We start from the raw sequence: 24974 nt of genomic DNA, 5'->3' as shown, positions 1-24974 counted from the left end.
GGGGCGGGCGAGCTCGTGCGTCATATAATCAAGCGATATTAGTCCGCTTCGTGAGCGGGTTTTGGTGCTGTGGTAGTAGCATCTGCATGGGTGGTATCATGCCGATGGCGCGGTGGGGGCGAGCTGTATTATAGAGTTTTATTGACTCAGATATCCTTTTCTGTGTCTCCTCAAAGCTTAGGCTCTCGTAGTTGTACAGCCAGTCGTTCTTTATGGTGCCGTTAAGTCGCTCTGCCATAGCGTTGTGGAGTGGGTCTCCTGTTTGGGTAACACTCGTAATCATCCCTAACTCTGCTTCATAATTGGTCATCATGCTTGATACATACTGGCTACCTCGGTCGCTGTGGAAGATAGCTCCTGAGAGATCTATCTTGTGTTGTCTACAGAAAGCTACTGTCTGATCTAAAGCTTCGAGGGGACCGTCTGTGAAGAGGCTGCGCTGTAGGCTAAAGCCAGTGATAATACGACTATAAGCATCCATAGTAAGGGATAGATAAAGAAAGCCTTCCTTCGTTTTGAGGTAAGTAATATCTGAGACAAAGAGCATACCATGTCCTGTTGGGATGTACTTAGGTGTGGTATTAAGGTGATCATAGAAGCCGTGATTAACTACTCCCATAGTAGTGCGGGGAGGGCGATAGGTCTTTTTGTTCTCAAGAGCATATCATTGGCTCCAATCTATAAAACAGTTGATGTAGAAGTATTTATTTTGTGGTATAATAAATAATCTATATCTTTGGAAATGAGAATTTTGTCTTGAGTACTAAGAGATGATTGTATAACTAATATCAAATGTATGATGATGAAAAAGAAGTTCGCATTTCTATTTGTAGCAATGGGGCTATTTATGTTTGCCTCATGTTCTTCAGAGGATAGCTCTAACACACAAGAGGCTACTCAGATAGAGACTGAGGCAGAAGTGCCCCCAATGAATTATGGAGATGAGGGTCCCGTTTATTGCAATGACTCAGGCGAGGCCGTGGTTCAAGTCCTTTCAATGGATGAGAAAGAATTGAGCATTCGTTTGCTTGATAGAGATATGATTCTCGAGCTCCAGCGTGTAGAAGGCGAGGGGATTGTCTATAAAGACATGAACCAGAATATGATAACCTTTGAAAGTGAGGAGTACCAGACCATGACAGTTCTGTATGCAGATGCTGCTGAGCAACCTATTGAGCTACAATTGCGTAATGGTAATGCTGTAGTAGCAGAATAACCTTCTGTCGTATTTTGGGAGGAGAAGTCGGTAGTTCCAATTGTCTGTCTGTGGCGTAAACGCAGGTAGAGTATTGCGATTCACTCTATAGGAGACCTTAGCCTCTGTAGAGTGAATCGAGTATTTTAGAAACGAGTGGGGGTGGGATATATGGGGGATTTTTGGTATCTTTGTGAAGATATGGGGGAAAGATATTGAGCGTAATAAGGAAGATAGTATGAGTGAAGATTTGAAGGATGTAGTAAATGGTGCTCCTGTGCAAAAGGAGCATTATGATTCGTCCAATATTCAAGTATTAGAGGGACTAGAGGCTGTGCGTAAGCGCCCAGCTATGTATATAGGCGATATTAGTAGTAAGGGTTTGCATCATCTTGTGAATGAGGTGGTGGACAACTCTATAGATGAGGCTATGGCTGGTCATGCTACTCATATCGAGGTGGAGATAAATGAGGATAACTCTATTTCGGTACATGATGATGGTCGTGGTATTCCCGTGGATATGCATAAGAAGCTCGGAAAGTCGGCGCTTGAAGTGGTGATGACGGTGCTACATGCTGGAGGTAAGTTCGATAAAGGGTCTTATAAGGTATCTGGTGGTCTCCATGGTGTGGGCGTTTCCTGTGTTAATGCGCTATCTACTAAGCTAGTCGCTGAGGTTTATCGTGATGGTAAGATTTATAAGCAAGAATACTCAAAGGGTATTCCTCAGACCGAAGTAGAGGTGATTGGGGAGACGGATAGGACCGGTACTTCTGTTACTTTTCTCCCAGATGACTCCATCTTTATGGTCACGGTATATGAGTATAATATCCTTGCCAATAGGCTTCGTGAACTGGCGTATCTCAATGCTGGAGTTAAGATTAGTCTAACCGATTTCCGTGATAGGGATGAGGAAGGCAATCCTCGGAGCCAGACTTTCTACTCTCAAGAGGGGCTAAAGGAGTTTGTTCATTATCTTGATAGTAGTAAGGAACATCTGATGGAGGAGGTGATACACATGGTCAATGACAAAGGCGATATGCCTGTGGAAGTGGCTATGACCTACAATACGACATTCAATGAGAATGTATACTCTTATGTCAATAATATCAATACAATAGAGGGTGGTACGCACCTCACTGGTTTCCGTCGTGCGCTTACCCGCACGCTTAAGAAGTATGCCGATGACTCGGGTATTCTGGAGAAAGAAAAGGTAGAGGTGCTTGGAGATGACTTCCGTGAGGGACTTACCGCAGTCGTTTCTATCAAGGTGGCTGAACCGCAGTTTGAGGGACAGACCAAGACTAAGCTCGGTAATAGTGAAGCTGTTGGAGCTGTAGATGCGGCGGTGTCAGAGGCTCTTACCGTCTTCCTAGAGGAGCATCCTAAGGAGGCTCGTCTTATTGTGGATAAAGTTGTACTTGCTGCTAAGGCTCGTATGGCAGCTAAACGCGCAAGGGAGATGGTACAGAGGAAGGGTCCGATGTTCTCGGGTGGGCTTCCTGGTAAGCTGGCTGACTGCCGTAGTCGTGACCCTGAAATATGCGAGCTATTCCTTGTGGAGGGTGACTCGGCAGGTGGTACAGCTAAGCAGGGTAGGGACTCGATGTTCCAAGCAATCCTTCCTCTTAGAGGTAAGATTCTGAATGTGGAAAAGGCAATGGTACACCGTGTCCTAGAGAATCAGGAAATTCAAGCGATGTACACTGCACTAGGTGTCTCAATTGGAACGGAAGAAGATCCTAAGGCACTCAATATAGATAAGCTGCGCTACCATAAGGTGATTATCATGACCGATGCCGATGTGGATGGTAGCCATATCGCTACACTATTGCTGACCTTCTTCTTTAGGCAGATGAGGGTGCTCATAGAACGTGGATACGTATATATAGCTACACCTCCACTGTACCAATGTAAGAAAGGCGATGTTATTCGCTATTGCTGGAACGATGAGGAGCGTCAGGCATTTATTGAGAAGTATGGTGATGGCGACGAGAATAAGATTATCACCCAGCGCTACAAGGGTCTTGGAGAGATGAATCACGACCAGCTATGGGATACTACTATGGATCCTGAGCAGAGGTATCTGAAGCAGGTATCTATGGAGAGTGCAGCTGAGGCAGATGTGGTATTCTCTACGCTGATGGGCGAGGATGTGGAACCACGTCGAGAGTTTATTGAGTCCAATGCTACCTACGCTAATGTGGACGCTTGATACAAAATAATCATGAGAGGAGGAGGGGATAGAAGAGCTTAGGAATGTTCTTGTATCCCCTCTTCGTTCGTTATCAATGAGCAATGGAAGGAATGAGTTTTTCGCTAAAGGAACTACAGTTGGAGATATCAAGATGTAGTAGGTTCCTTAAGGGGGACAAACCAGTGATAGGTATCTCTACTAACCACAATCATGTGGATGAAAATACGCTCACTGATACTTATTGTGATAGTATCAGGCATGCGGGGGGTATTCCTATGATTATCCCTAAGACGGATGATAAAGAGCTATTGCTGGAGACTCTAGGACGGTGTGATGCGCTGATTATCAGTGGGGGTGGAGATCCTCATGCTCTGTGGTGGGGCGAGATGCCACACCACAAGATAGGGAAAGTGGTGTATGAGAAAGATGTCTTCGACCTTGCACTCATACAGAGTGCATTTAGGCTCAATGTACCTATCTTAGGGATTTGCCGTGGTCTCCAGTTGCTCAATGTGGCACTAGGTGGATCGCTGATTCAGGATATTCCGAGTACCATTGAGGGTGCTTTTAACCATTCGCAGACGGCGACACGATATGAGGAGTGGCACTCAGTAGAGATACTACCAGGGGGTAGGCTTCAGACGATAGTGGGGGAAGAGATGCTGATGGTCAATTCCTTCCACCATCAGGCAGTTGGTACGATTGCAGATTGTGGCGTGGTGTGTGCTCGGTCTAGCGATGGGGTAGTAGAGGCAGTGGATTATTATCCAGAGTATAATGCCCTTGGGGTACAATGGCATCCCGAGGCACTTGCCTGTGGAGGGAAGTCGAGACACCTAGAGCTATTTAAGTGGTTAGTAGGCGAGGCGAGGTTGTTCCAAGAGGCTCGCCGTATTCATCAGCATGTTGTTACGCTTGATTCGCATGTAGATACACCATCATTATTGGTTGGGAACCCTTGTGGAGATAGCGATACGGCTCGGGTAGATTATCCTGGAATGGTGATTGGTGGGCTGGATGTGGTCTTTATGGCGGCTTATGTAGCGCAGGGGAGCGACGATGCCTATAATCATGTGATAGAGATGCTTGACGCTACTGATAGGTATGCCGAACAATCGGAGGGTAAGATAGTGGTATTGGGAGAGACCACTAAGGCTTGGGAGAATAAGGTAAGTCGTCGGAAGATGCTCTGCAAGGCGGTAGAGAATGGGTATGCCATAGGCGATGATCTTACGAAGCTAGAGGTGTTGGCTCATCGTGGTGTAAAGTATATGACCCTTTGTCACAACGGTGATAATCTCATCTGTGATTCTGGAGCAAGGAGTCTGCAAACACATGGTGGGTTAAGTGACTTTGGAAAGAAGGTCGTAAGAGAAATGAATCGGCTAGGTATTATAGTAGATGTATCGCATGCCTCTGATTCTACTGTGCGTGATGTATTGGCGGAGAGTGATCAACCGATTATTGCTAGTCATAGTTCTTGTAGAGCACTCTATGACCACTCGCGTAACCTACCCGATGAACTACTGAAGGCAATAGCCGAGAAGGGTGGAGTGGTTCAGCTCTGTATGTACTATGGATTCTTGGGGGGCAAGCATGCAACACTATTGGACTTTGTAGATCATATACTACACGCAATGGAGGTGATGGGAGAAAAGCACGTGGGTATTGGTACAGACTTTGATGGCGGGGGAGAAGTTATTGGTTGCCGAAATACCGCTGCTTTGCCACGCATTACGGTGGAACTTCTGCGCCGAGGAGTTGCAATAAAGCAACTAAAGGCGCTTTGGGGAGAGAATTTATTAAATGTGATTAAGTAATTGTTTATCTTTGTGGCTGATTGTCAGAATTAACCTACTACGTATATTAGTTGTATGAATAAGATTGTCTCCAAGGAGTTCCTCTCCGAAAGGGTAGTTAAGTTTGTAATCGAGGCTCCTCGTATTGCGAAGTCACGCAAGGCAGGGCATTTTGTGATTGTGCGTGTCGGTGCGATGGGCGAGCGTATTCCGCTTACTATTGCCGACTCAGATCCTGTAGAGGGTACCATTACAATGGTGGTACAGAATGTCGGTAGAAGCTCTCAGAAACTCTGTGCTCTGAATGAGGGTGAGTATGTCACCGATGTGGTGGGGCCTCTCGGTCAGGCTACTAAAATAAAGAAATATGGTACTGTAGTCTGTGCTGGAGGTGGCGTAGGTGTTGCTCCGCTTTTCCCTATAGTACAGGCGATGCATGAGGCTGGTAACCGTGTGATTGTGGTACTGGCAGCACGTAATAAAGATCTCATAATACTAGAAAAGGAGATGCGTGCTAATTCGGATGAAGTAGTCATCATGACCGACGACGGTTCGTCGGGAAAGCAAGGACTAGTGACCGCAGGTATCGAAGAGGTATTGCAGCGGGAGAAGGTAGATCTTTGTGTTACTATTGGTCCTGCTATCATGATGAAGTTTGTGGCAGAGCTTACTAAGAAGTATGAGGTACCTACCTATGCTAGTCTCAATACGATTATGGTGGATGGTACTGGTATGTGTGGCGCTTGTCGAATCACGGTGGATGGCCAGACTAAGTTTGTGTGTGTCGATGGTCCTGAGTTTGATGCACACAAGGTGGACTTCGATGAGATGCTTAAGAGGATGAACGCATTTAGAGATCAAGAGAAGGCATAATAAGACATGGATCTAATCAAAGAAAGACGTGCCCAAGAGTGGCGTGAAGAGCTCCGTAAGGCTACTAGCCCTAAGGAGCGTATGGCGATGACTAGGGTAGAGATGCCTGCCTTAGACGGTAAATACAGGGCTACGAACCATGAGGAGGTAAGCCAAGGTCTTACTGATGAGATGGCAAGAAGCGAGGCCAAGCGTTGTCTCGACTGTGTCAATCCATCATGTATGGAGGGTTGCCCTGTAAGTATTCATATACCTAGCTTTATCAAGAATGTAGAGGCGGGTAATATAATGGATGCAGCTAAAGTTATTCGCGAGACTAGCTCATTGCCTGGTGTGTGCGGTCGTGTTTGTCCTCAGGAGAAACAGTGTGAGAGCAAGTGTATCTACACCCAGAAGATGAATAAGCCAGCGGTGGCTATCGGTTTCCTAGAGCGTTATGTTTCGGACTATGAGCGTAAGGCTATCCTTAGTGGCGCAGTCAAGGAGGATACTGAAGAGATTGTCCCTAATGGAATTAAGGTGGCGATAGCAGGTGCTGGTCCAGCTGGTCTCTCTTGCGCTGGTGACTTGGCAAAGTGGGGCTATGATGTGACGGTATTTGATGCACTGCACGAATTGGGAGGCGTACTCAGGTATGGTATCCCAGAGTTTAGGTTGCCTAATGATATCGTAGACTTTGAGATTGATAGGCTAAAGGCGCTTGGTATTAAGTTCGAGACCAATGTAATTGTGGGTAAGACTATCTCCTATGAAGATCTACATGAGGAAGGCTTCAAGGCTATTTTTGTAGCAAGTGGTGCGGGACTTCCACGCTTCATGCATATCCCTGGTGAAAACCTAGTTGGTGTGATGTCTAGTAATGAGTACCTCACCCGTGTCAATCTGATGAAGGCTGGTCAGCCAGGTGCAGATACTCCTGTTTCTCATGGTAAGAATGTCGCCGTTATTGGTGGAGGCAATACAGCTATGGACTCTGTGCGTACCGCACTTCGCTTGGGAGCAAAGCGCGCTATCATTGTTTATCGTCGTAGCGAAGATGAGATGCCTGCTCGTTTGGAGGAGGTACACCATGCCAAGGAGGAGGGTGTTGAGTTTATGACGCTCCATAATCCTATTGAGTACGTGGATGATGGGACAGGCAAAGTACGTGCTATGCGTGTGCAAAAGATGGAGTTAGGCGAACCAGATGCATCAGGACGCCGTAGCCCAGTACCTGTAGAGGGTGCTATCGAGGAGATTGAGGTAGACCAGGTAGTAGTGAGTGTTGGTGTTTCTCCAAACCCTATTATTCCTACTAACTTCAAGGGGCTAAAGATTACTAAGAAAGGAACTATTGAAGTGAAAGCTGAGACCAATCAGAGTGATCTTGAGGATGTATTTGCTGGAGGCGATATTGTACGTGGTGGTGCTACTGTAATCCTCGCTATGGGCGATGGTCGTAAGGCTGCTGCTGGTATCCATGAGTATCTCCAGTCTAATAAGTAATATAAATCCTTTACTATAATCTACACACACTAGGGGTTGGCTATTCGGTAGCCGACCCCTTTTTACATAATGGACAGTGGAGGATCAGGTCTTATATTTGGCATAACGTAGCGGTATTTGTGCCAAAAATAAGTATCTTTGTCGCGGTAATAATTTTTGAAAGATAACGTTATGGCTTACGGTTTATTAAAGGGGAAGAGGGGAATAGTATTTGGTGCACTTAACGAGCAGTCTATTGCTTGGAAGGTAGCGGAGCGAGTAGTAGAGGAGGGAGCAACAATCACCTTGACCAATACTGCTATTGCGCTTCGTATGGGTACGCTCAATGACCTTGCGGCTAAGACAGGCGCCAAGGTTATTGCATGTGATGCTACTAGTATTGAGGATCTTGAGAATGTGTTTATCGAGAGCCAAAAGGAGCTTGGTGGTAAGATAGACTTTGTTCTACACTCTATAGGCATGAGTCCTAATGTGCGTAAAGGTATTCCTTATGATGATATCAACTACGCTAATATGACCAAGACACTGGATATCTCGGCAATCTCATTGCATAAGATGCTATCGGTGGCTAAGAAACTTGATGCTATCTCTGAGGGTGGTTCGGTAGTCGCACTCACCTATATTGCAGCACAGCGTAGCTTTGTGGGCTATAGTGATATGGCAGATGCCAAGTCACTTCTTGAGTCTATCACTCGTAATTTTGGCATGATCTATGGTAAGGAGAAGGGCGTTCGAATCAATACTGTGAGCCAGTCGCCTACTGTGACTACGGCGGGTAGTGGAGTAGAGGGTATGAATCTGCTTCGTCACTTTGCTGAGAAGGTAGCCCCTCTGGGCAATGCTGATGCAGATGATTGTGCAGACTACTGTGTAACTCTCTTTAGTGACCTTACTCGTAAGGTGACCATGCAAAACCTCTTCCATGATGGTGGTTTCTCTACCACAGGTATGAGCGCAGATGCTCTTGAGCAATACACTAAGGGTGGTCTTGATAATATAGACTAAGGATGGAGGATGTAGGATTTATCCAATGGGCGCTAGAGCACCTAAATTATTGGACAGTGACCTTATTGATGGCCATTGAGAGTTCTTTTATTCCATTTCCTAGCGAGATTGTTGTTCCACCTGCAGCATATATGGCTGCTTCAGGCGAGAGCGATATGACCTTCGTGGGTATTATCTTTTTCTCTACTCTAGGCGCAATGATAGGAGCTTTTATCAATTATTCATTAGCGCTTTGGTTGGGACGGCCGATAGTGCATCGCTTTGCAAGAAGTAGAATAGGGGGCTTTTTCCTACTTTCCGAAGAGGCTGTAGTGAAAGCAGAGCAGTACTTTAATGAGCATGGCAAGATATCGACGTTTATCGGGAGATTAGTTCCGGGTATTCGTCAGTTAATCTCAGTCCCTGCGGGGTTGGCTAATATGCGTATAGCTAAGTTTGCCCTTTTTACAGCATTAGGTGCGGGTGTGTGGAATATGCTACTCGCTACAATAGGGTGGTATCTACAGGATGTAGTGCCTTATGATCAGCTTCGTACTAGTGTGGAGCACTACAGTAAGCCTATTGGTTACGCGATCTTGGCCATTGTCCTCTTGGTACTCAGCTACATGCTCTTTAAGGCTTTATCAAGACCGAAGGTTAATATAACAAATGACTAAGAAGATAATTGTAGAGATTTGGGCTGATATTACTTGCCCCTTCTGTTATATCGGGGAGACCTTACTACAGCGAGAGCTTGAGCAATGGGTACATGCCGATATGGTGGATGTGAGGTGGAGGAGTTCGCTCCTTTCGCCACAACTTCCTCTTGAGAAGTCTTTTACTTGGACTGAGACTGTGGCTAGGATAAAGGCTCCAGAGCAACTAGCTCTTTTCCAAAAGAAGACTGAGGTATTGAAGCGCCTATCCGAGAAGTATGGCTTGGCATACAACCTAGAAACAGCTTACTCACACAATGCCCAGCGTGCAGCTAGGCTATTAAAGGCCGCAGGAGAGTTCGGGCTTACACTACGGCTTGCAAACCTATTTGGTCGGGGGTATTTTTCTGAAGGGAAGGACTATAGTAAGCCTGAAGAGCTAAGAAACACTGCACTTGAGGCTGGACTTCCTAAGGAGGTTATCGACAATGTGCTTCATGGAGATCTCTATCTAGCAGAGGTGGAGGCAGACCAAGTGCTGGCGGAAAAGTATACCCCTAACTACGTCCCAACGATCTACTTTAATGGCAGTGAGATGATAGAAGGTATCCTCAAACCGGAGCAGTTAAGGCGAAGTCTTGAGATGGCTTGGGAGAAGCTTTAAGAGAGTAGTGAACACATAACGACTACGCCGATTATCAGAGTCGTCATATTAGTATAGCGGAGGAGCTTGTTTAGGCTCCTCCCTTTTAGTCTACGAATGGCAAGATAACCATTGCCGAATAGTAATAACCCTACAATCCCAACAACGATGGCACCTACCCAGCTCCCTTCATTCCCCAATCCTATAATTAAGAATACGAGTGTCAATAGGGCGTTGATTAGGTAGAGCATCGGCCCCGACCTTCTACCCATTCTCACGATAAGCGTTCGCTTGCCGCTCTCCATATCTTCGGTGTAATCTCGGTAGTTGTTACACACAAGAATATTTGCCTCCCAAAGCCCAATCCCAAGGGCGAGGAGGATAAGATAGAACGGAGGCCTACAAGCTGCGATAGCATAATAGGCAGCCAGAATAGGCACCAGACCATAGAATAGCACTACAGCAAAATCTCCTAAGGCAGTCCTAGATAGAGAGTAGGGAGTCGCAGAGTAGGCAATCACACCGATAACCACTATTGCTCCAATCGCTATTAACCACCAATTGGTTAGAGCCACAAGAGAAATGCCTGCGATAGCGCACACAGAAAGTGAGAGACCAAGAGCCATCAACATCTGCTTTGGTGTTACTTCCCCAGTAGTCAGCAACCTCGAAAAGCCTATCCGCTGATCCGTATCTTCCCCACTCTTATAGCCGAAGTAGTCGTTAGCGAAGTTGCTAGAAATCTGAGCCGTAACGGCGACAATGAAAGCAAGTAGATACAATCCCCAATGCATATTATCTTCGGCAAGCAAAGCACCGAGCAGTATCAGCATTGGCGCAATGGAAGCACCTAGAGTGTGCGGACGGGTCGCATATATCCAAGTACGGATGCGGTCTTTCATACCCCCTCGTGAAAGAGGTGATAGCTCAGTAGGCGAAGAGATTCTATCTTATCCTCATTCCTAACGAGGATAGATACGCCATAGTTAGACCCTCCATAGGAAATCATTCGTACCGGTATATCTTGTAGCGCCTCTATTACTTTGCTCTCAAAGCCAACATTTTTCCAGTTGAGGTCACCCACCACACTAATGATAGACATATTCTCGTCTACTGATACATGTGCAATCTTATTCAGTTCAGATAGAATCTCCTCTAGTCTATTCGGATTGTCAATGGTTAGCGACACAGCTACTTCACTAGTTGTCACCATATCTACTGGAGTCTGATGACGTTCAAATATTTCAAATACCTTCCTCAGAAAACCTTGAGCCAGTAGCATGCGCGTACTCAGTATGCGGAGTACCGTAATACCGTCTTTAGCGGCTACAGCCTTAAGCTCACCTTCAATGATTCTATTAGAGATAAATGTGCCCTCTGCCGATGGCTCCATGGAGTTGAGCAAACGGACAGGGATATTAGCCATCTTAGCCGGATGAATACATGTTGGATGCAATATCTTCGCACCGAAGTAAGCAAGCTCAGCTGCCTCATCAAAGTGGAGATGACGCACCGCAGTTGTATGGCTTACCATACGAGGGTCATTATTGTGTAGCCCATCTATATCCGTCCAAATCTGAATTTCCTTAGCATCCACGGCAGCACCGACCAGCGATGCAGTATAGTCACTACCGCCACGCTTTAGATTGTCTACCTCGAGGTAAGCATTCCGGCAGATGTACCCTTCTGTAATAAATATTTGTTGCTGTGGGTAGTGGCTAAGGAGTTCAAGTAGTTGTTCCTTGATGAGCTTTTGATTGGGCTCACCCTGCTTATTGGTAATCATATAGTCCAGGGCAGAGATCTTGATAGCCTTCAAACCCTCTTCTACTAGGTGAAGGCGCATCATCTCCACCGATATTATCTCTCCTTGGGCTAGCACCTGACGCTCCTCAAAGTCGGTAAAATACTCCCCTTTGAAGCCGCGAAGGAAATCCATAATCTCAGCTACAAAAGCTCTGGAGGATGCTCTATTTTTCTCATCCTTATACAGGTCATGTATTACGGCATGGTACAAGCTTTCTAGCTCATTGATTTTATTGAGTGCTCCCTGAGCATTGTTGCTATAATAGAGTTGACTAATCTCTACCAGCCTATTGGTAACCCCCGACATGGCACTGAGGACAACTATCTTCCTCCCTTCGGTGCTGACTAATTGGGCTACATTTCTAATACGCTCAGCGTTACCTACAGAGGTGCCGCCGAACTTCATGACCACTAGATCTGAATAATTATTGCTTTGAATCATCGTGCCGATTAAATCTCTTCCCTTAATTGCATCTCTTTCAGTTTACCCTCTATCACTTGGACTATACGAGCTGGGTGCTTCTTCACAAGCGCATAGTTGTGCGTACTCATCAATACGGCTGTACCTGCATTGCTAATTTCTCTAAGTAGCGTAACAATCTGCTCTCCTGTGAGAGGGTCAAGATTTCCTGTCGGCTCGTCTGCAAGAATCATCTTAGGCTTGTTAAGTAGGGCACGCGAGATTACCACACGTTGCTGCTCACCACCCGAGAGTTCATGTGGCAACTTGTAACCTTTGCTTTCGAGACCTACCTGCTCCAATACCTCTGAGATACGGTTGCGTATAAGAGACTTATCCTTCCAACCGGTGGCTTTGAGGACAAACTCTAAGTTCTTTTCTACAGAGCGATCAGTGAGCAACTGAAAATCTTGGAAGATGATGCCGAGATGGCGGCGAAGATATGGGATTTGTTTCCTTTTAATCTTCCTAAGGTCATAGTCTGCAAACCGCCCCTCGCCCTGAGCAATAGGGAGGTCGGCATAGACCGACTTGATAAGTGTGGACTTGCCAGCACCTACACGTCCTATGAGGTAAACAAATTCTCCTGGAAATATGTCGAGCGAAGCACCATTGAGAATGATATTCTCATCGCGCTTCACAATTATATCTTTTAGCGTAAGTAATGCCCCTTCTGCCATCTCTATCATACTATAATATTATGGTGCAAATTTAGTCAATTCCCACCACTTCCCTAAATAACGCTCAATAAATTACCTAAAATACTTCCTAATTGTGTAGAAGATGTTTCGATGCCAATAACCAAAGCACTATCTACGTCGGTAGCTCTGGCCATCTCACTTATATCGAAGGGTAGTGCTGCAATTATCTCCCCATCGCACTCCAGTACAGGGCAAAATGGTCTGTAGAACTCAGGGACACCTTTCTCCCCTAGATACCTGAAGAGTGATTTTCGTCCTTGCTTCATGCCAAAGGGCCGGAACATATCTTCATGCTTTCCCATTCGCACCAATAGCTCCTTATCCCTATAACCATTGTCTATATACAGTATCTTCGTTCCCCTCTTTTCTCCTTTATGGATGGTTAATGAGTCGAGAACACATGAGTCCGTTAGTGGTATTGGCTCGAAGCCCTTGTACTCCGATTCATGTCCTATTATATACAACTTGCTCCGATATATCTGTGCCAGTGCATCTCTATTCCGAAAGGAAATACTCTTCTTGCTCTCTGAGCTCTCAAGCATATCCTCAGCTTGAGCATAATTAAACCCAAGGTAGTGTACCCACCTTTTGAAGAAGTATCTACTACTAGTACTGTGTATCGCTTCTCTTAGGTCGATACTATTTTCCTTTACATCAACATAACGGCTCTCAAATATCTCTTTCTGCTCATCCAGCACTAGTTGCTCTTCTTCGATGTGCGACATACTCTCCAGCATGCTAGACCTAAACGAAGGATTAAGCACTTCAAAAGCAGGTATCAATTTGTGCCTTATGTAGTTGCGCTTTATCTCAGTGTCACTATTTGTGCTATCCGTCACATACTCTAGTTGTTGTGTTTCGATATACTTAAGCACCTCTTTCCTCGTTGTGGTGAGGAATGGGCGGAAGATATTACCATTGACCACCCTCATGCCTGCTAGCCCATTTCCACCAGTGCCTCTTGCCAGATTGAGTAGAGCTGTCTCTACCTGATCATCGGCATGATGCGCCACAGTAATCCATTGGCATTGCTTCTCAGATGCCACAATACCAAATACTTCGTATCTAATCTCACGGGCAGCCATTTCTATAGATATTCCTTCTCCCTTAGCAACAGCTTCTGTCTGAGCCGATGATATGGCAAGAGTAATACCAGGGAAGTGCGTCTTACAAAACTCCTCTACAAATCTCTGATCTCTCTCGCTCTCCTCTCCCCTCAGATGGAAGTTGACATGAATTGGGAGTATCTGGTAACCCATACTATACAATAGGTGGGCGAGAGCAATTGAGTCTGCCCCTCCACTTAGCCCTACGAGCACTTTTTCGTCTGGCGCTATCGTATACCTAATCAGTCTCTTCGCTTCTTCTAGCATAACTTAGAATGGATAAATAAGGGGTAGCGCTACTACCATCACAATCAGAATCACCACCTGTAGTGGTAGCCCAACCTTGATGTAGTCCTTAAAACTATACTTACCAACACTCATCACCATGGCATTAGGGGGTGTGGAGAATGGGCTAGCAAAGCACATACTGGCAGCTATGGTAACCCCTATAAGGAAGGGCATGGGGTTTACCTCTAGCATCTGAGCCGCAGCTATAGCAATAGGAGCAAAGAGGATAGCTGTAGCAGTATTGCTGATAAACATTGTGAGTATGGAGGTGCCAAGAAGAATCCCCGCAAGTACGGCATAAGGACCCATTGACCCTAAAGAGTGTACAAGTCCATCCGAGATAAGGCTACTAAGCCCCGTATTCTCCATGGCAGTCGCTAGTGGCATCATGCAAGCAAATAGCACTACACTGTCCCAATTGATTGTATTATAAGCATCCTTAGCACTCCTGAAGCAGCCTCCGAGAATAACCAGCACAGTGGCAATCAATACCGATACCACAGGGGGCAACCAATTAAATACCATGGATAGAATCATGAGTAGGATAACAATAGAGGCAAAGGTGCCCTTATGGTCTAGCGTTATCTTGGAAGCCTCATCCTCTGGTTGCCCAATGACTACAATATCACTCTCCATTTGGCTCATTTTCGCAATATCTTCCCAGGTGCCTTGTACTAAGAGCATATCACCCGAGAGGAGCTTTGTATTGGAGATATCCTGTAGGAGATAATTGTCATTGCGTTGCACAGCTAGGATATTGACATTGTACATGTTCCTCAGGTGTGTATCCCGGACTAGTTTGTCGTTAAGGCGTGACCCTCTTAGGAGTACCACTTCCGCCAATCCAAACTGGTTGAACTTAAACTTGCCGCTAAACTTAGGTGGGGTGACCGCTAGTTCGGAAGTAGCATCAAAAAACTTCAGACGATTCTCCTCTGCAAATCGCTTTATATCATCAAACTCTCCCAAGACATACAGGAGGTCATTCAGCCCAATCTCAGTATCTCCTTCAGGTAAGTTGGCAACCACATTCCTACCAAATGCTGTATGGTGACGGGTACGGATCTCTGCTATCGTACAAGAATAGCGCTGAGTGATGGCGAGTTCCTTGAGGGTCTTCCCTATTAAGGGAGAGTCTTTTGCAATATCCAGTCTATAGAGATTATCTACAATCTTGTATTCATACGATAGTTGATGTTGGCTCTTGACTCTCGACTTGCCTCCATTGCTTTGCCCTTTCTCTCCTTTTTCTAATAGCTTGGACATTGGAATCAGCATCACCATACCCAATACTAGAATGATCAGACCTACAGGAAGGGTGGTAAAGAAGCCGAGCCCCTCATACCCTGCCTTCATCAACACACCGTGTACGATGAGAGTAGGGGGCGTACCGATAAGAGTCATCATACCGCTGATACTACACATGAAAGCCATGGGCATCAGTAGGCGGCTAGGATTGGTATTAGACTGGTTGGCTAGGCTTATCACAATTGGCATCAATATAGCAGCAGTACCTGTATTGCTCACAAATAATCCTACTACAACGGTCACGAGCATCACCATCATTGAGAGTTTATTGGGACTACCTCCAGCAAGAGCCAATGTCTTATTGCTAATCTTAGTAGCTATACCTGTCTGGGTTATGGCTCCGCCTATGATAAATAGCCCTGCAATCATGATGACTACCGAGTTGGAAAACCCTGCCAATCCCTCTTCGGGTGTGATTACCCCAGTGAGTACCAATGCCAGCATTGAGCAAATGGCAATGATATCGGAGCGAATCTTATCCCATACCAATAGTGCTGAAGTGAGCACTAATATTATAAGTGTCGCAATCATACTAAATTTCATTCCTATCGAGTATTTGCAAACTTAACTATTTTTTGAGACTATAGCACTTGCGGTATTGACCCTTTGTCTTTTGTCTCTTCCTCTTTCTGTAGGTACTATTTCCAGCCAGGCTCTAGGTATATCAGAGAAAGTCCCTCTAGGGAGAAACTGGAGTCCCTCTAGGGAGAAACTGGAGTCCCTCGCCGGAGAGACTTTTTCTACTCAGTAGTGCGCCATCTTATTTTCTATAGAGAGAGGAACTCTCTAGGCATGATCTTTTTTATCTATTTGGGTAATTATTAGTAAATTGCAGGTCGAATCACCTGATTTGCTATAGTATGGGCTGGAATATCTTGGGGAACATATTATTGATGATTATAGTTATTGGCATTATCTTTGTCATTATACTAGAAAACAGAAATCCACACAAGGCTATTGGTTGGCTAATCATATTAGTACTCCTGCCTGGCGTGGGGGTCTTGCTGTATGCCTTACTTGGGCAGGAAAAACTTTATCTGCGGAAGATCAATAGACATGCACCAGAGCACTTTGATCTCAATGAAACGCCCTCTTTTTCGGAGGATAATAAAGATCAAGTAGTCAATGATCAGCAAAAACAACTCTATGATATGGTGTATCATGCTACCCTAGGTAGCATGCTCAAAGCGGATGAGGTGGCTACGTTTACCAATGGTATTGATAAGTTGTATGCACTTCTGGAGGATATCAAGCGTGCCAAGCGTTTTATCCATATAGAGTATTATCGCTTTTTAGATGATAAGTCGGGGCAGCTTGTCTCGGAAGCTCTGAAGGAAAAAGCAGCACAGGGCGTGAAGGTACGATTGCTTTGTGACTATGTTGGAAGCTTCTCTACACGTAATTCTTTCTTTTCTGACCTCAGGAAGCATGGGATAGAGGTTCGGCAGTTCCTCAAAGTCGTGTTCCCATCTCTAAGGAGTGATATTAACTTCCGTGACCATCGCAAGATAGTGGTTATCGACAGCAATATTGGCTATATCGGGGGCATGAATATCGCTGATCACTACTCTTTTGGTAATATTAGGGGGACATGGAGGGACGCTCACTTTAGAATAACTGGTCTAGCTGTGAATGGTCTGCAAGCTGCCTTTATGTCGGACTGGTATGTAGCAAGCAAGATAGCTCTTTCTTACGACTATTTCTTAAATCCCATTGAGGGGCGACATGTACAGGCAGCACCTAATTTCTCGGATGGTTATGTAAGGGCACCTAAGGTAGGGGATGTGCAGATGCAGACTTTCACGAGTGGTCCTACAAGTCTGTATGATACTTTGCTACAAGTCTGGTGCCGAAGTATTTATGGGGCTAAGGAGCGTATCTATATAGAGACACCTTACTTTTTACCACCCGATGCCCTCCTAAAAGCACTCATTGGCGCAGCTCTAGGAGGTGTGGAGGTGTATATGGTTATCCCTGCAGCTAGTGACATCTGCCCCTTAAAGTTTGCTATCCAATCATACTATGAGGAGCTTCTGGAAGCAGGTGTTAAGCTCTACAGGTACGACGGTGAGTTTAACCACTCTAAGCTACTGACTATTGATGGAGAGGTATGCTTTATTGGTTCAGCTAATATGGACTTCAGGAGCCTTGAGCATAATTTTGAGATAACATCGGTGGTATATAACCAGCCTTTTGCTCGTCAGATAGAAGATATGATAAGGCAGGATATTGATAAGTACTGCACTGTTTACGACCTCGAGCGCTGGAAGAGGCGCAGCTTAGCCCTGAGATTTACACAGTCCTTTTGTAGACTATTCTCTCCTCTTATGTAACGCAAATGTAACAGCTCCGAAACACCATAGATACACCACCTTATTATCTTTGCGATAGAAAAAGGGAAGATGAGGATATAGGCAGTAGATAATCACAGTCTAGCATATTGCTAAACCTCATGAAGAGTATTCATAATGAAATGATAATAGGTGTATGAAATTAATGAAATGGTCAGTACTTGCTGTAATATCAGTGTCGCTACTCACAGCTTGTGGTAGTGGAGGGAGTAAGGTATCACTAAGTGGTGCAGGAGCTACGTTCCCTGCCCCATTTTACAATGATGCTACGAAACAGTACGGAGAGATTTCTGGCTTACGGGTGAGCTATGGCGCCACCGGTAGTGGCGCAGGTATCCGTAATCTTCAGGATCTTACTGTAGACTTTGGTGGTACTGATGTATTCCTTTCGGATGAGGAGATGAAGAGGATGTCTGGGGAAGTGCTGCATATCCCTACTTGTATCGGTGGAGTTGTGATGGGCTATAACCTTCCTGGGGTGACGGAGCTTAACCTTAGTCCTACTCTCGTAACCAAGATGTATATGGGTGAGATTAGTAATTGGAATGACCCACAAATTGCAGCAGTCAATCCAGGTGTCACATTCCCAGACCAAGCTATTACACCTGTATATCGGAGTGAGGGTAGTGGGACAACAGCTGTATTCTCGGGCTTTATGTCGGCAGTGGACTCAGTGTGGGCTGCTACTTTCGGTGCAGGGAAGTCGATTGACTTTACTAATGGCATCGCTGCAAAAGGCAATCCTGGTGTTGCTGGAGTAATCAATGAGACAGTAGGTTCGATTGGCTATTTGGGCTCTGAGTATACTTTGGCTCTAAATATCCCATCTGCTAAGATGCTCAATAGTGCCGGTAATTATGTGGATGCCAATATGGAGAGTATCTCTCTGAGTGGCGATGTCGCAGATATGCCAGATGATACCCGAAAGGTTATCTCTAATTCGGCTAATCCTAACGCTTATCCAATTAGTACATTTACTTGGCTGATTACCTACAAGGAGCAGTCCTATAATAATAGGAGTGTTGCACAAGCTAAGGCGTTGCAGAACTTCCTCCTTTATCTTGTGGGTGATGAAGGCGCAGAGAGTGCAAGTAAAACTCACTTCTCTCCACTTCCAGCAGCCGCAAGGGCAAAGGCTGAGGCTGCTATCAATAGTATGACCTATGGTGGTGCACTCCTCAAGGATCTCGGAATAGAGTAAGTCTTCATAGGGCTTTGGGTGGTGAGTGGTGGACAGTAGGTGCCAAAATATACTAGTTCATAGCTCACCACTTTTCTATTATTATTAAGCTATTGGTCGGATGAAAGACAAGTTGTTTAATCTGCTACTCACGTTCTCAGGGGTGCTGATTATTATGGTCGCGGGCGGTATCCTCTATGCGCTGATGAGCCAGAGTCTACCTGCTATCCAAGAATACGGACTATGGCACTTTATCACCTCTGCGCAGTGGTCAGATAGGGAGAATGTCTTTGGAGCACTCCCATTTATTATAGGGACCTTGATGACCTCGGTATTGGCACTTCTCTTCTGTATCCCTTTCTCACTCTCTGTAGCGCTGTTTACTGGTGAGTACTTTAGGGGCAAAAAGGTCGCTTTGGTTGTAGGTACGGTGGTAGATTTGCTTGCTGGTATTCCATCGATCGTATATGGTCTATGGGGCTTCTATACAGTTCGTCCACTTATGATAAGCATGGGGGTGAATGACCAAGGTATGGGAGTTTTGTTGGCTTCTATTGTGCTCGCTATTATGATTATCCCTTATGCGTCATCATTGAGTTCGGAATTTATTAGCATGGTTCCCAATGATCTTAAAGAAGGGGCGTATAGTTTGGGAGCAACTCGCTTGGAGGTGATAAAGAGCGTATCTATGCCAGCTGCAGGTAGCGGTATATTTGCTGCTTATATCTTGGCATTTGGTCGAGCACTCGGAGAGACAATGGCAGTGACTATGCTGATAGGTAATACCAAGAATATCCCGCTTAGTCTTAGAGATACAGGTGATACAATGGCGAGTGTGATTGCCAATCAGTTTGGTGAGGCTTCTGGTCTTAAGCTGAGTTCGCTCTTCGCTATTGGCTTCCTATTATTCCTCATAACTGCTCTAATCAATCTCTTCGCAAAGAGTGTGATTAAGCGTGTCAATAACCAATAATCCTATGAGTAAGATAAATATTGATACAATCTCTAAGCGCTCAGGCAACCTTAAGCGCAGAGGCGCTCTGAGTAAAGGAGTATTCTTTGCTGTTATCTTACTTAGTGTGCTAACAGCAGTCCCATTGCTCTTTATTCTCTTAGACCTCATCCTAAAGGGTTGGAAACAGTTTAACTTTAGTCTATTCACCGAGGTCGTGCCCACTTCTATGGAGGCGATGTTCGCGAGACAGACTGGTGATATTATCCCAGGTGGTATTCTCAATGGTATTACAGGTACTTTGGTGATGCTGGGTATTGCGATGGTGCTATCAATTCCTATCGGACTCTTTGGTGGCATATACTTATCGGAGAAAAAGGGAACTAAGATGGCAAATATCGTGCGCACCCTTACCGATATACTCCAAGGTATACCTAGTATTGTCTGGGGTATTGTGGTGTACATGCTGGTAGTGAAGGCTATGAATAGTTATAGTGCACTTTCGGGCGGTATCGCACTAGGGCTCATGATGATTCCAATGATTATCCGAAGTACCGAAGAGGGGTTATTGATGATACCATCGACCTATAAGGAGGCAGGTCTTGCACTTGGTGGTTCGTATACTTCCGTAATGTTCAAAGTGATTATTCCAAGCGCCTTCGGAAGTCTTTTCACGGGTATTCTGTTGGCTGTCTCCAGAGTGATGGGAGAGACGGCTCCCCTGATGGTCACAGCACTAGGGGCTACCTATGTGCACTGGGATATATCCCAGCCAATGAGTGCTATCAGTTTGCTGATATGGGAGTTTTATAACGACCCTAATCTAGCTGACTTAGTGTGGTCATCTTCTCTCCTTTTGCTGCTTCTTATTCTTAGCATGAATCTTCTAGCGAAGTCTATTGCCGCTAAGTGGAGAATATAAATACATACGATTGATAATGATTATGAACGATAATAAGACCCCCCTCGGAGGTATTCCAGTAGCGGATGGCCTACTCGCTACTCCATCAATATCTAAAGGTGAGCTAACACCCATCATTGAGGTGAAGAACCTATCTGTATCCTATAGTCCGGAAAAGAAAGCTATCAAGGATGTAGATGTTACAATCTATAAGAACCTAATTACCGCAGTAATGGGCCCTAGTGGATGTGGGAAGAGTACCCTACTGCGTGCTATAAATCGCATGCACGACCTCTATCCATCTATAAAGGTGGAGGGACAGATATTGATTGATGGCGAAGACATGTTGTCAATGGATCCCATGCTAGCACGTAGGAGAGCGGGGATGGTATTCCAACGCCCCAATCCCTTTCCTACCATGTCGATTGAGGAGAATGTATTGGCAGGTTATAAACTGAATGGTATCAAGCTCTCTAAAGATGAGCGAGAGGAAATCGTACAAACTAGTCTAGAGAGCGTTGCTCTATGGGATGAAGTGAAGGACTCTATGAAGAAGCGGGGCTCTTTCCTATCAGGAGGTCAGCAACAGAGACTCTGTATCGCTCGTGCCTTGGCACTTCGCCCTGAGGTGCTATTGATGGATGAGCCCACGTCTGCACTCGATCCTATCTCTACCAATAGGGTGGAGGAACTCATCTTCGAGCTTAAGCAGCGGTATACAATCGTGATTGTTACACACAACATGAGTCAAGCTGCAAGACTTTCGGATAAGTCCGTTTTTATGTATCTTGGGGAACTAATCGAGTATGGTGATACCGAGCAGATGTTTACCAAGCCTAAACACAAGCAGACGGAGGATTACTTGACTGGCGTATTTAGCTAATTACTAATGGATAAGAATTAAGGACTATGAATAATAACCCTTTTACTAATCATATCAAGGATCAGCAGTTGCAGATACTTCTCAATCAGTTCGAGATGATTTCTAGGAATACACTGATTCAGCTGTCCATATTGAAGCAGCTATTTGATGAACCTAAGAGTAAGGAGCTATACGAGGAGGCTCTTGGCAATGAGATTATCATCGACCGCTTAGAGGTAAAGATACGAGAGGAGGTTGCTTTCTCTATCTTTAAGTTTTCGCCAGTGGCGGAGGACCTAAGGCGCATTATTGCTTACCAAGACCTTACTACTAACTTAGAACGTATTGGGGATATGGTACTCAATGTAATTCGTTTCGTGAGAGAAACACCCCTCAATGACCCTAAGTTGTATGAAGTGCGCTTGGAGATAGTCAAGATGACTGAGCACGTGACGCAGATGATTCGTAATGCTATCATGTCTTTTACCAGCGGGTCATTAGAAACAGCATACGCAGTCATTAAGAGTGATGATGTGATGGATGATATGTATCATCAGTTGAAGGCTATACTCTGTAAGATATTCGCTCATGTCGAGCTTTCTCCAGAGGAGGTGAATTCCTTACTCGCCCTTGAAGGAGTAGGACATAATCTGGAGCGCTGTGGAGATAGCGCTACTAATATAGCAGAATCAACAATTTACCTTGTAAAAGGAAGGGACATCAGACATGTCAAAGAAGGAGACAACTCAGAAAATACTAGTCGTTGATGACGAAAGGGATATTACGGATATCCTACAGTTTAATCTCGAATACGAGGGGTTTGAAGTAACTGCTGCTGCTTCGGCTGAGGAGGCTATGGAACTACTCGACAATAGTTTTTCGCTATTAATTCTCGATGTAATGATGGGGGGAATGACTGGCTTCAAGATGGCAGACCAATTGCGCAAGAGTGGCAATGATATCCCTATTATTTTCCTAACCGCAAAAGACACCGAGAATGACATGCTTACCGGCTTTTCGATAGGCGGAGATGATTATATCAAAAAACCATTCTCTATCAAAGAGCTAGTAGCTCGGGTGCATAGCGTGCTCAATCGTGTTCATATTGCTTATCCCGTGGTAAAAGAGACCACTAACTTACTTGTCCGAGGGACTCTTACTATTGATCTTGAGACAATGAAGGTGTTTTCCTCAGAAGGATTAGTAGAAGTCACTAAGACGGAGTATGACATCCTGAAACTACTTGCAGCCAATGAAGGACGTGTATTCTCACGTACCGAGATATTGGATGCTGTATGGCCCGACAATAGTATTGTGCTTGAGCGAACGGTTGATGTACATATTGCAAGACTAAGGAAGAAGTTAGGGAATGCTGGTAATTGCATAGTTAATCGAGTAGGCTTTGGGTATACTTTTAGGTCTGAGCAACAATAATAATCCTGATGAAACTATGAGACTACAAACACAATTTGCTCGAAAGTTATTCGCTTGGACTCTCCTTGTCTTATCGCTCTTTGCGGTATTGATGGTGGTCGTACAGCAAAAGTATGAGCACGAATCTCGCTTCGAGGTAATGGCCTCAAGGCTCAATTCCTATAATGAGATTATTGAGAGCGCCTTTACTGGAGGAAGGTTAGATGCTTTGCTGGGTGACATCCCGAGCAACCTGCGCGTCACCATTATTAGCGCCGATGGGAAAGTGCTTGTGGATACTGAGGCAAAGAACGTAGATCAACTCGAAAGCCACGAGAGTCGCCCTGAGCTACAACAAGCTAGGTTCTACAAGCATGGCTCACAAATTCGTGAGTCGGCTACGGTTGGGCACGAGCTGCTTTACTATGCTACCTATTATAGTGACCATTATGTCCGAACGGCTCTTCCATTCGATACAGACTTAAAGGGTGCACTTAAGGCCAGTAACTACTACGTATACGTTGCGATATTTTTCTTCTTCATTATGGTGGTCTTGGTCTATCTCCTGATACAGAGATACGATAAGATGATGTCTAGACTTAGAGAGCTCACGAGAGAGATTGCCAATAATGACTCCAAGATTGACCTAAAGGTAACTTACAAGGAACTAGATGAAGTCTCTAACGAACTAATCAAAATACTCGAGCAAAAGGAAGAAAGTAGGATGAAAGTCGAGGAGGCAAAGGAGCGCCTTATCGAACATTTTAAGTCGTCTAATATTGGTATTGCGCTATTTGATAATGATTGTAGTACTCAGTTTGCCAATACTCACTTTATCCAATATGCCAATATGCTTGCGACAACTCCGATAGTCGACCCCAGAGAGACAATTAATATACCACTTCTGGAACCTGTTAAGCGCTTCCTGCAGGAGAAGACAGAGCAAAATAGCTTGGCGCTCACTATTAGTCATAGCAATAAGATTTATGAGATTAAGACTCTAAAAAGCAGTGCCGGAGGCTATGAAATAACGATTGAGGATATCACTAAACAAGAAAAAAATAGACTCCTCAAGCAGGAGATGACTAGCAATATCACCCATGAGATTCGCACTCCTCTCACCTCCATTCGAGGATATCTGGAGACCCTCAATTTTATGGAACTGTCGGGAGAGAAGCAGAGAGAATTTATCGAGAAAGCCTATAAGCAGGCACTCCGTCTTAGTGATATGATGACGGATATCTCCTTGCTAAGCAAGCTGGATGAGGAGAGCCGACCTTTTGAGTTCGCAACCGTTAATCTGCATCAGGTTACAGAAGAGGTGCGTATCGCATACCTTACCAAAATTGCTGAGGCTGGTAATACATTCAACAATTACCTCCCCGAAGACCTTGAGATTAGAGGCAATCAGTCGTTGCTCTACTCAATCATTCAGAATCTCGTCGAGAACTCACTCCGCTATGCTGGGTCTGAGGTCGAGATGTCTCTCTCTTGCTATCATCAAGATGATAATTACCTTTTTTTATCGTACTATGATACGGGTAGGGGCGTTCAAGTGAGTCAATTGAATAGACTATTCGAACGCTTTTATAGAGTAGATCAAGGGCGTACGCGTGAGACAGGAGGTACAGGACTAGGTCTGAGTGTCGTAAAGAATGCAATACTTGTACATGGTGGTCAAGTGCAAGCTCGTATTCATAAGTCCGGAGGATTAGAGATTTTATTTAATCTGCATAGGTAACTGCCTATTATAATGGGTATAGAGAGGGCGTGTCAGTGGCTTTGCATATCAAACCCACTGGCACACCCTCTCT

Annotated in this window: 22 protein-coding genes; 16 read left to right on the top strand and 6 right to left on the bottom strand. The window is 45.0% G+C overall.

Annotated elements, in window-relative coordinates:
- Positions 1-28: 28 nt before the first annotated feature.
- A complete protein-coding gene (locus IX315_RS05490; protein WP_211638054.1) occupies positions 29-619 on the bottom strand; it encodes an integrase core domain-containing protein in 591 nt (196 codons plus the stop codon).
- A gap of 177 nt (positions 620-796) precedes the next feature.
- Here IX315_RS05490 and IX315_RS05485 point away from each other — a divergent pair, with 177 nt between their 5' ends.
- From IX315_RS05485 to IX315_RS05455, 8 genes are all read left to right on the top strand, one after another.
- On the top strand, positions 797-1216 hold the full coding sequence (locus tag IX315_RS05485) for a hypothetical protein (RefSeq protein WP_134849366.1): 420 nt from the start codon (positions 797-799) through the stop codon (positions 1214-1216).
- Between the two features lie 217 nt (positions 1217-1433).
- The gene (gene gyrB, locus IX315_RS05480) at positions 1434-3410 is read left to right on the top strand and encodes a DNA topoisomerase (ATP-hydrolyzing) subunit B (protein WP_211635225.1); all 1977 of its coding nucleotides are present in this window, start codon (positions 1434-1436) and stop codon (positions 3408-3410) included.
- An 83-nt stretch (positions 3411-3493) separates the two neighbouring features.
- A complete protein-coding gene (locus IX315_RS05475; RefSeq protein ID WP_156808657.1) occupies positions 3494-5212 on the top strand; it encodes a membrane dipeptidase in 1719 nt (572 codons plus the stop codon).
- A 54-nt stretch (positions 5213-5266) separates the two neighbouring features.
- Positions 5267-6064 (top strand): sulfide/dihydroorotate dehydrogenase-like FAD/NAD-binding protein, encoded by a 798-nt coding sequence (locus IX315_RS09745; RefSeq protein ID WP_018357894.1) that lies wholly within the window; start codon positions 5267-5269, stop codon positions 6062-6064.
- Between the two features lie 6 nt (positions 6065-6070).
- Entirely contained in the window at positions 6071-7549 is a 1479-nt protein-coding gene (gene gltA, locus IX315_RS09740) for an NADPH-dependent glutamate synthase (RefSeq protein WP_018357895.1), read from the top strand.
- Between the two features lie 171 nt (positions 7550-7720).
- Positions 7721-8554 (top strand): enoyl-ACP reductase FabI, encoded by an 834-nt coding sequence (locus IX315_RS05465; RefSeq protein WP_018357896.1) that lies wholly within the window; start codon positions 7721-7723, stop codon positions 8552-8554.
- A gap of 2 nt (positions 8555-8556) precedes the next feature.
- The gene (locus tag IX315_RS05460; RefSeq protein WP_018357897.1) at positions 8557-9210 is read left to right on the top strand and encodes a DedA family protein; all 654 of its coding nucleotides are present in this window, start codon (positions 8557-8559) and stop codon (positions 9208-9210) included.
- Positions 9203-9853 carry a DsbA family oxidoreductase gene (locus IX315_RS05455; RefSeq protein WP_018357898.1) on the top strand — a complete coding sequence of 217 codons (651 nt, stop codon included), beginning with the start codon at positions 9203-9205 and terminating at the stop codon, positions 9851-9853. The genes IX315_RS05460 and IX315_RS05455 overlap by 8 nt, the downstream gene beginning before the upstream one ends.
- On the opposite strand, the gene menA is transcribed toward IX315_RS05455, so the two are convergent.
- The 5 genes from menA to IX315_RS05430 are packed head-to-tail and all read right to left on the bottom strand — an operon-like array spanning position 9850 to position 16032.
- Positions 9850-10734, bottom strand: a complete 885-nt coding sequence (menA, locus tag IX315_RS05450; protein ID WP_018357899.1) for a 1,4-dihydroxy-2-naphthoate octaprenyltransferase — start codon at positions 10732-10734, stop codon at positions 9850-9852. The two genes, IX315_RS05455 and menA, sit on opposite strands and share 4 nt — an antisense overlap.
- Positions 10731-12080 (bottom strand): aspartate kinase, encoded by a 1350-nt coding sequence (locus IX315_RS05445; RefSeq protein WP_018357900.1) that lies wholly within the window; start codon positions 12078-12080, stop codon positions 10731-10733. The genes menA and IX315_RS05445 overlap by 4 nt, the downstream gene beginning before the upstream one ends.
- Positions 12081-12088: 8 nt before the next feature.
- Positions 12089-12778 carry a cell division ATP-binding protein FtsE gene (locus tag IX315_RS05440; protein ID WP_211642545.1) on the bottom strand — a complete coding sequence of 230 codons (690 nt, stop codon included), beginning with the start codon at positions 12776-12778 and terminating at the stop codon, positions 12089-12091.
- Between the two features lie 53 nt (positions 12779-12831).
- Positions 12832-14172, bottom strand: a complete 1341-nt coding sequence (gene tilS, locus IX315_RS05435) for a tRNA lysidine(34) synthetase TilS (protein ID WP_211837254.1) — start codon at positions 14170-14172, stop codon at positions 12832-12834.
- A gap of 3 nt (positions 14173-14175) precedes the next feature.
- Complete coding sequence (locus IX315_RS05430; RefSeq protein WP_244973100.1) at positions 14176-16032, bottom strand: SLC13 family permease; 1857 nt, start codon at positions 16030-16032, stop codon at positions 14176-14178.
- 362 nt (positions 16033-16394) lie between these two features.
- Between IX315_RS05430 and cls the strand changes: the two genes are divergently transcribed.
- From cls to IX315_RS05390, 8 genes are all read left to right on the top strand, one after another.
- Positions 16395-17834, top strand: a complete 1440-nt coding sequence (cls, locus tag IX315_RS05425) for a cardiolipin synthase (protein ID WP_244973099.1) — start codon at positions 16395-16397, stop codon at positions 17832-17834.
- 154 nt (positions 17835-17988) lie between these two features.
- Complete coding sequence (gene pstS, locus IX315_RS05420; RefSeq protein ID WP_342356943.1) at positions 17989-19053, top strand: phosphate ABC transporter substrate-binding protein PstS; 1065 nt, start codon at positions 17989-17991, stop codon at positions 19051-19053.
- A gap of 100 nt (positions 19054-19153) precedes the next feature.
- Positions 19154-20005: a phosphate ABC transporter permease subunit PstC gene (pstC, locus tag IX315_RS05415; protein ID WP_026215584.1), complete on the top strand. Its 852-nt coding sequence runs from the start codon at positions 19154-19156 to the stop codon at positions 20003-20005.
- 4 nt (positions 20006-20009) lie between these two features.
- Positions 20010-20906, top strand: a complete 897-nt coding sequence (gene pstA, locus IX315_RS05410; RefSeq protein ID WP_018357908.1) for a phosphate ABC transporter permease PstA — start codon at positions 20010-20012, stop codon at positions 20904-20906.
- A gap of 16 nt (positions 20907-20922) precedes the next feature.
- Entirely contained in the window at positions 20923-21768 is an 846-nt protein-coding gene (gene pstB / locus IX315_RS05405; RefSeq protein ID WP_018357909.1) for a phosphate ABC transporter ATP-binding protein PstB, read from the top strand.
- A 26-nt stretch (positions 21769-21794) separates the two neighbouring features.
- Positions 21795-22514, top strand: a complete 720-nt coding sequence (locus tag IX315_RS05400) for a phosphate signaling complex PhoU family protein (protein ID WP_134849357.1) — start codon at positions 21795-21797, stop codon at positions 22512-22514.
- Positions 22474-23181, top strand: a complete 708-nt coding sequence (locus IX315_RS05395) for a two-component system response regulator PhoB (protein ID WP_018357911.1) — start codon at positions 22474-22476, stop codon at positions 23179-23181. Before IX315_RS05400 ends, IX315_RS05395 begins: the two co-directional genes overlap by 41 nt.
- Before the next feature lie 16 nt (positions 23182-23197).
- Entirely contained in the window at positions 23198-24901 is a 1704-nt protein-coding gene (locus IX315_RS05390) for a sensor histidine kinase (RefSeq protein WP_211837252.1), read from the top strand.
- The last annotated feature ends 73 nt before the right edge of the window (positions 24902-24974 follow it).

Source organism: Porphyromonas levii (assembly GCF_018206105.1).
Classification (GTDB): domain Bacteria; phylum Bacteroidota; class Bacteroidia; order Bacteroidales; family Porphyromonadaceae; genus Porphyromonas_A; species Porphyromonas_A levii.
This window is presented reverse-complemented; position numbering and strand designations above follow the sequence as displayed.

What these genes read in the sequence shown, in the direction of transcription:
- IX315_RS05490 (WP_211638054.1), bottom strand. Translation starts at nt 619, where the DNA reads ATGGGAGTAGTTAATCACGGCTTCTATGATCACCTTAATACCACACCT.
- IX315_RS05485 (WP_134849366.1), top strand. Translation starts at nt 797, where the DNA reads ATGATGATGAAAAAGAAGTTCGCATTTCTATTTGTAGCAATGGGGCTA.
- gyrB (WP_211635225.1), top strand. Translation starts at nt 1,434, where the DNA reads ATGAGTGAAGATTTGAAGGATGTAGTAAATGGTGCTCCTGTGCAAAAG.
- IX315_RS05475 (WP_156808657.1), top strand. Translation starts at nt 3,494, where the DNA reads ATGGAAGGAATGAGTTTTTCGCTAAAGGAACTACAGTTGGAGATATCA.
- IX315_RS09745 (WP_018357894.1), top strand. Translation starts at nt 5,267, where the DNA reads ATGAATAAGATTGTCTCCAAGGAGTTCCTCTCCGAAAGGGTAGTTAAG.
- gltA (WP_018357895.1), top strand. Translation starts at nt 6,071, where the DNA reads ATGGATCTAATCAAAGAAAGACGTGCCCAAGAGTGGCGTGAAGAGCTC.
- IX315_RS05465 (WP_018357896.1), top strand. Translation starts at nt 7,721, where the DNA reads ATGGCTTACGGTTTATTAAAGGGGAAGAGGGGAATAGTATTTGGTGCA.
- IX315_RS05460 (WP_018357897.1), top strand. Translation starts at nt 8,557, where the DNA reads ATGGAGGATGTAGGATTTATCCAATGGGCGCTAGAGCACCTAAATTAT.
- IX315_RS05455 (WP_018357898.1), top strand. Translation starts at nt 9,203, where the DNA reads ATGACTAAGAAGATAATTGTAGAGATTTGGGCTGATATTACTTGCCCC.
- menA (WP_018357899.1), bottom strand. Translation starts at nt 10,734, where the DNA reads ATGAAAGACCGCATCCGTACTTGGATATATGCGACCCGTCCGCACACT.
- IX315_RS05445 (WP_018357900.1), bottom strand. Translation starts at nt 12,080, where the DNA reads ATGATTCAAAGCAATAATTATTCAGATCTAGTGGTCATGAAGTTCGGC.
- IX315_RS05440 (WP_211642545.1), bottom strand. Translation starts at nt 12,778, where the DNA reads ATGGCAGAAGGGGCATTACTTACGCTAAAAGATATAATTGTGAAGCGC.
- tilS (WP_211837254.1), bottom strand. Translation starts at nt 14,172, where the DNA reads ATGCTAGAAGAAGCGAAGAGACTGATTAGGTATACGATAGCGCCAGAC.
- IX315_RS05430 (WP_244973100.1), bottom strand. Translation starts at nt 16,032, where the DNA reads ATGATTGCGACACTTATAATATTAGTGCTCACTTCAGCACTATTGGTA.
- cls (WP_244973099.1), top strand. Translation starts at nt 16,395, where the DNA reads ATGATTATAGTTATTGGCATTATCTTTGTCATTATACTAGAAAACAGA.
- pstS (WP_342356943.1), top strand. Translation starts at nt 17,989, where the DNA reads ATGAAATTAATGAAATGGTCAGTACTTGCTGTAATATCAGTGTCGCTA.
- pstC (WP_026215584.1), top strand. Translation starts at nt 19,154, where the DNA reads ATGAAAGACAAGTTGTTTAATCTGCTACTCACGTTCTCAGGGGTGCTG.
- pstA (WP_018357908.1), top strand. Translation starts at nt 20,010, where the DNA reads ATGAGTAAGATAAATATTGATACAATCTCTAAGCGCTCAGGCAACCTT.
- pstB (WP_018357909.1), top strand. Translation starts at nt 20,923, where the DNA reads ATGATTATGAACGATAATAAGACCCCCCTCGGAGGTATTCCAGTAGCG.
- IX315_RS05400 (WP_134849357.1), top strand. Translation starts at nt 21,795, where the DNA reads ATGAATAATAACCCTTTTACTAATCATATCAAGGATCAGCAGTTGCAG.
- IX315_RS05395 (WP_018357911.1), top strand. Translation starts at nt 22,474, where the DNA reads ATGTCAAAGAAGGAGACAACTCAGAAAATACTAGTCGTTGATGACGAA.
- IX315_RS05390 (WP_211837252.1), top strand. Translation starts at nt 23,198, where the DNA reads ATGAGACTACAAACACAATTTGCTCGAAAGTTATTCGCTTGGACTCTC.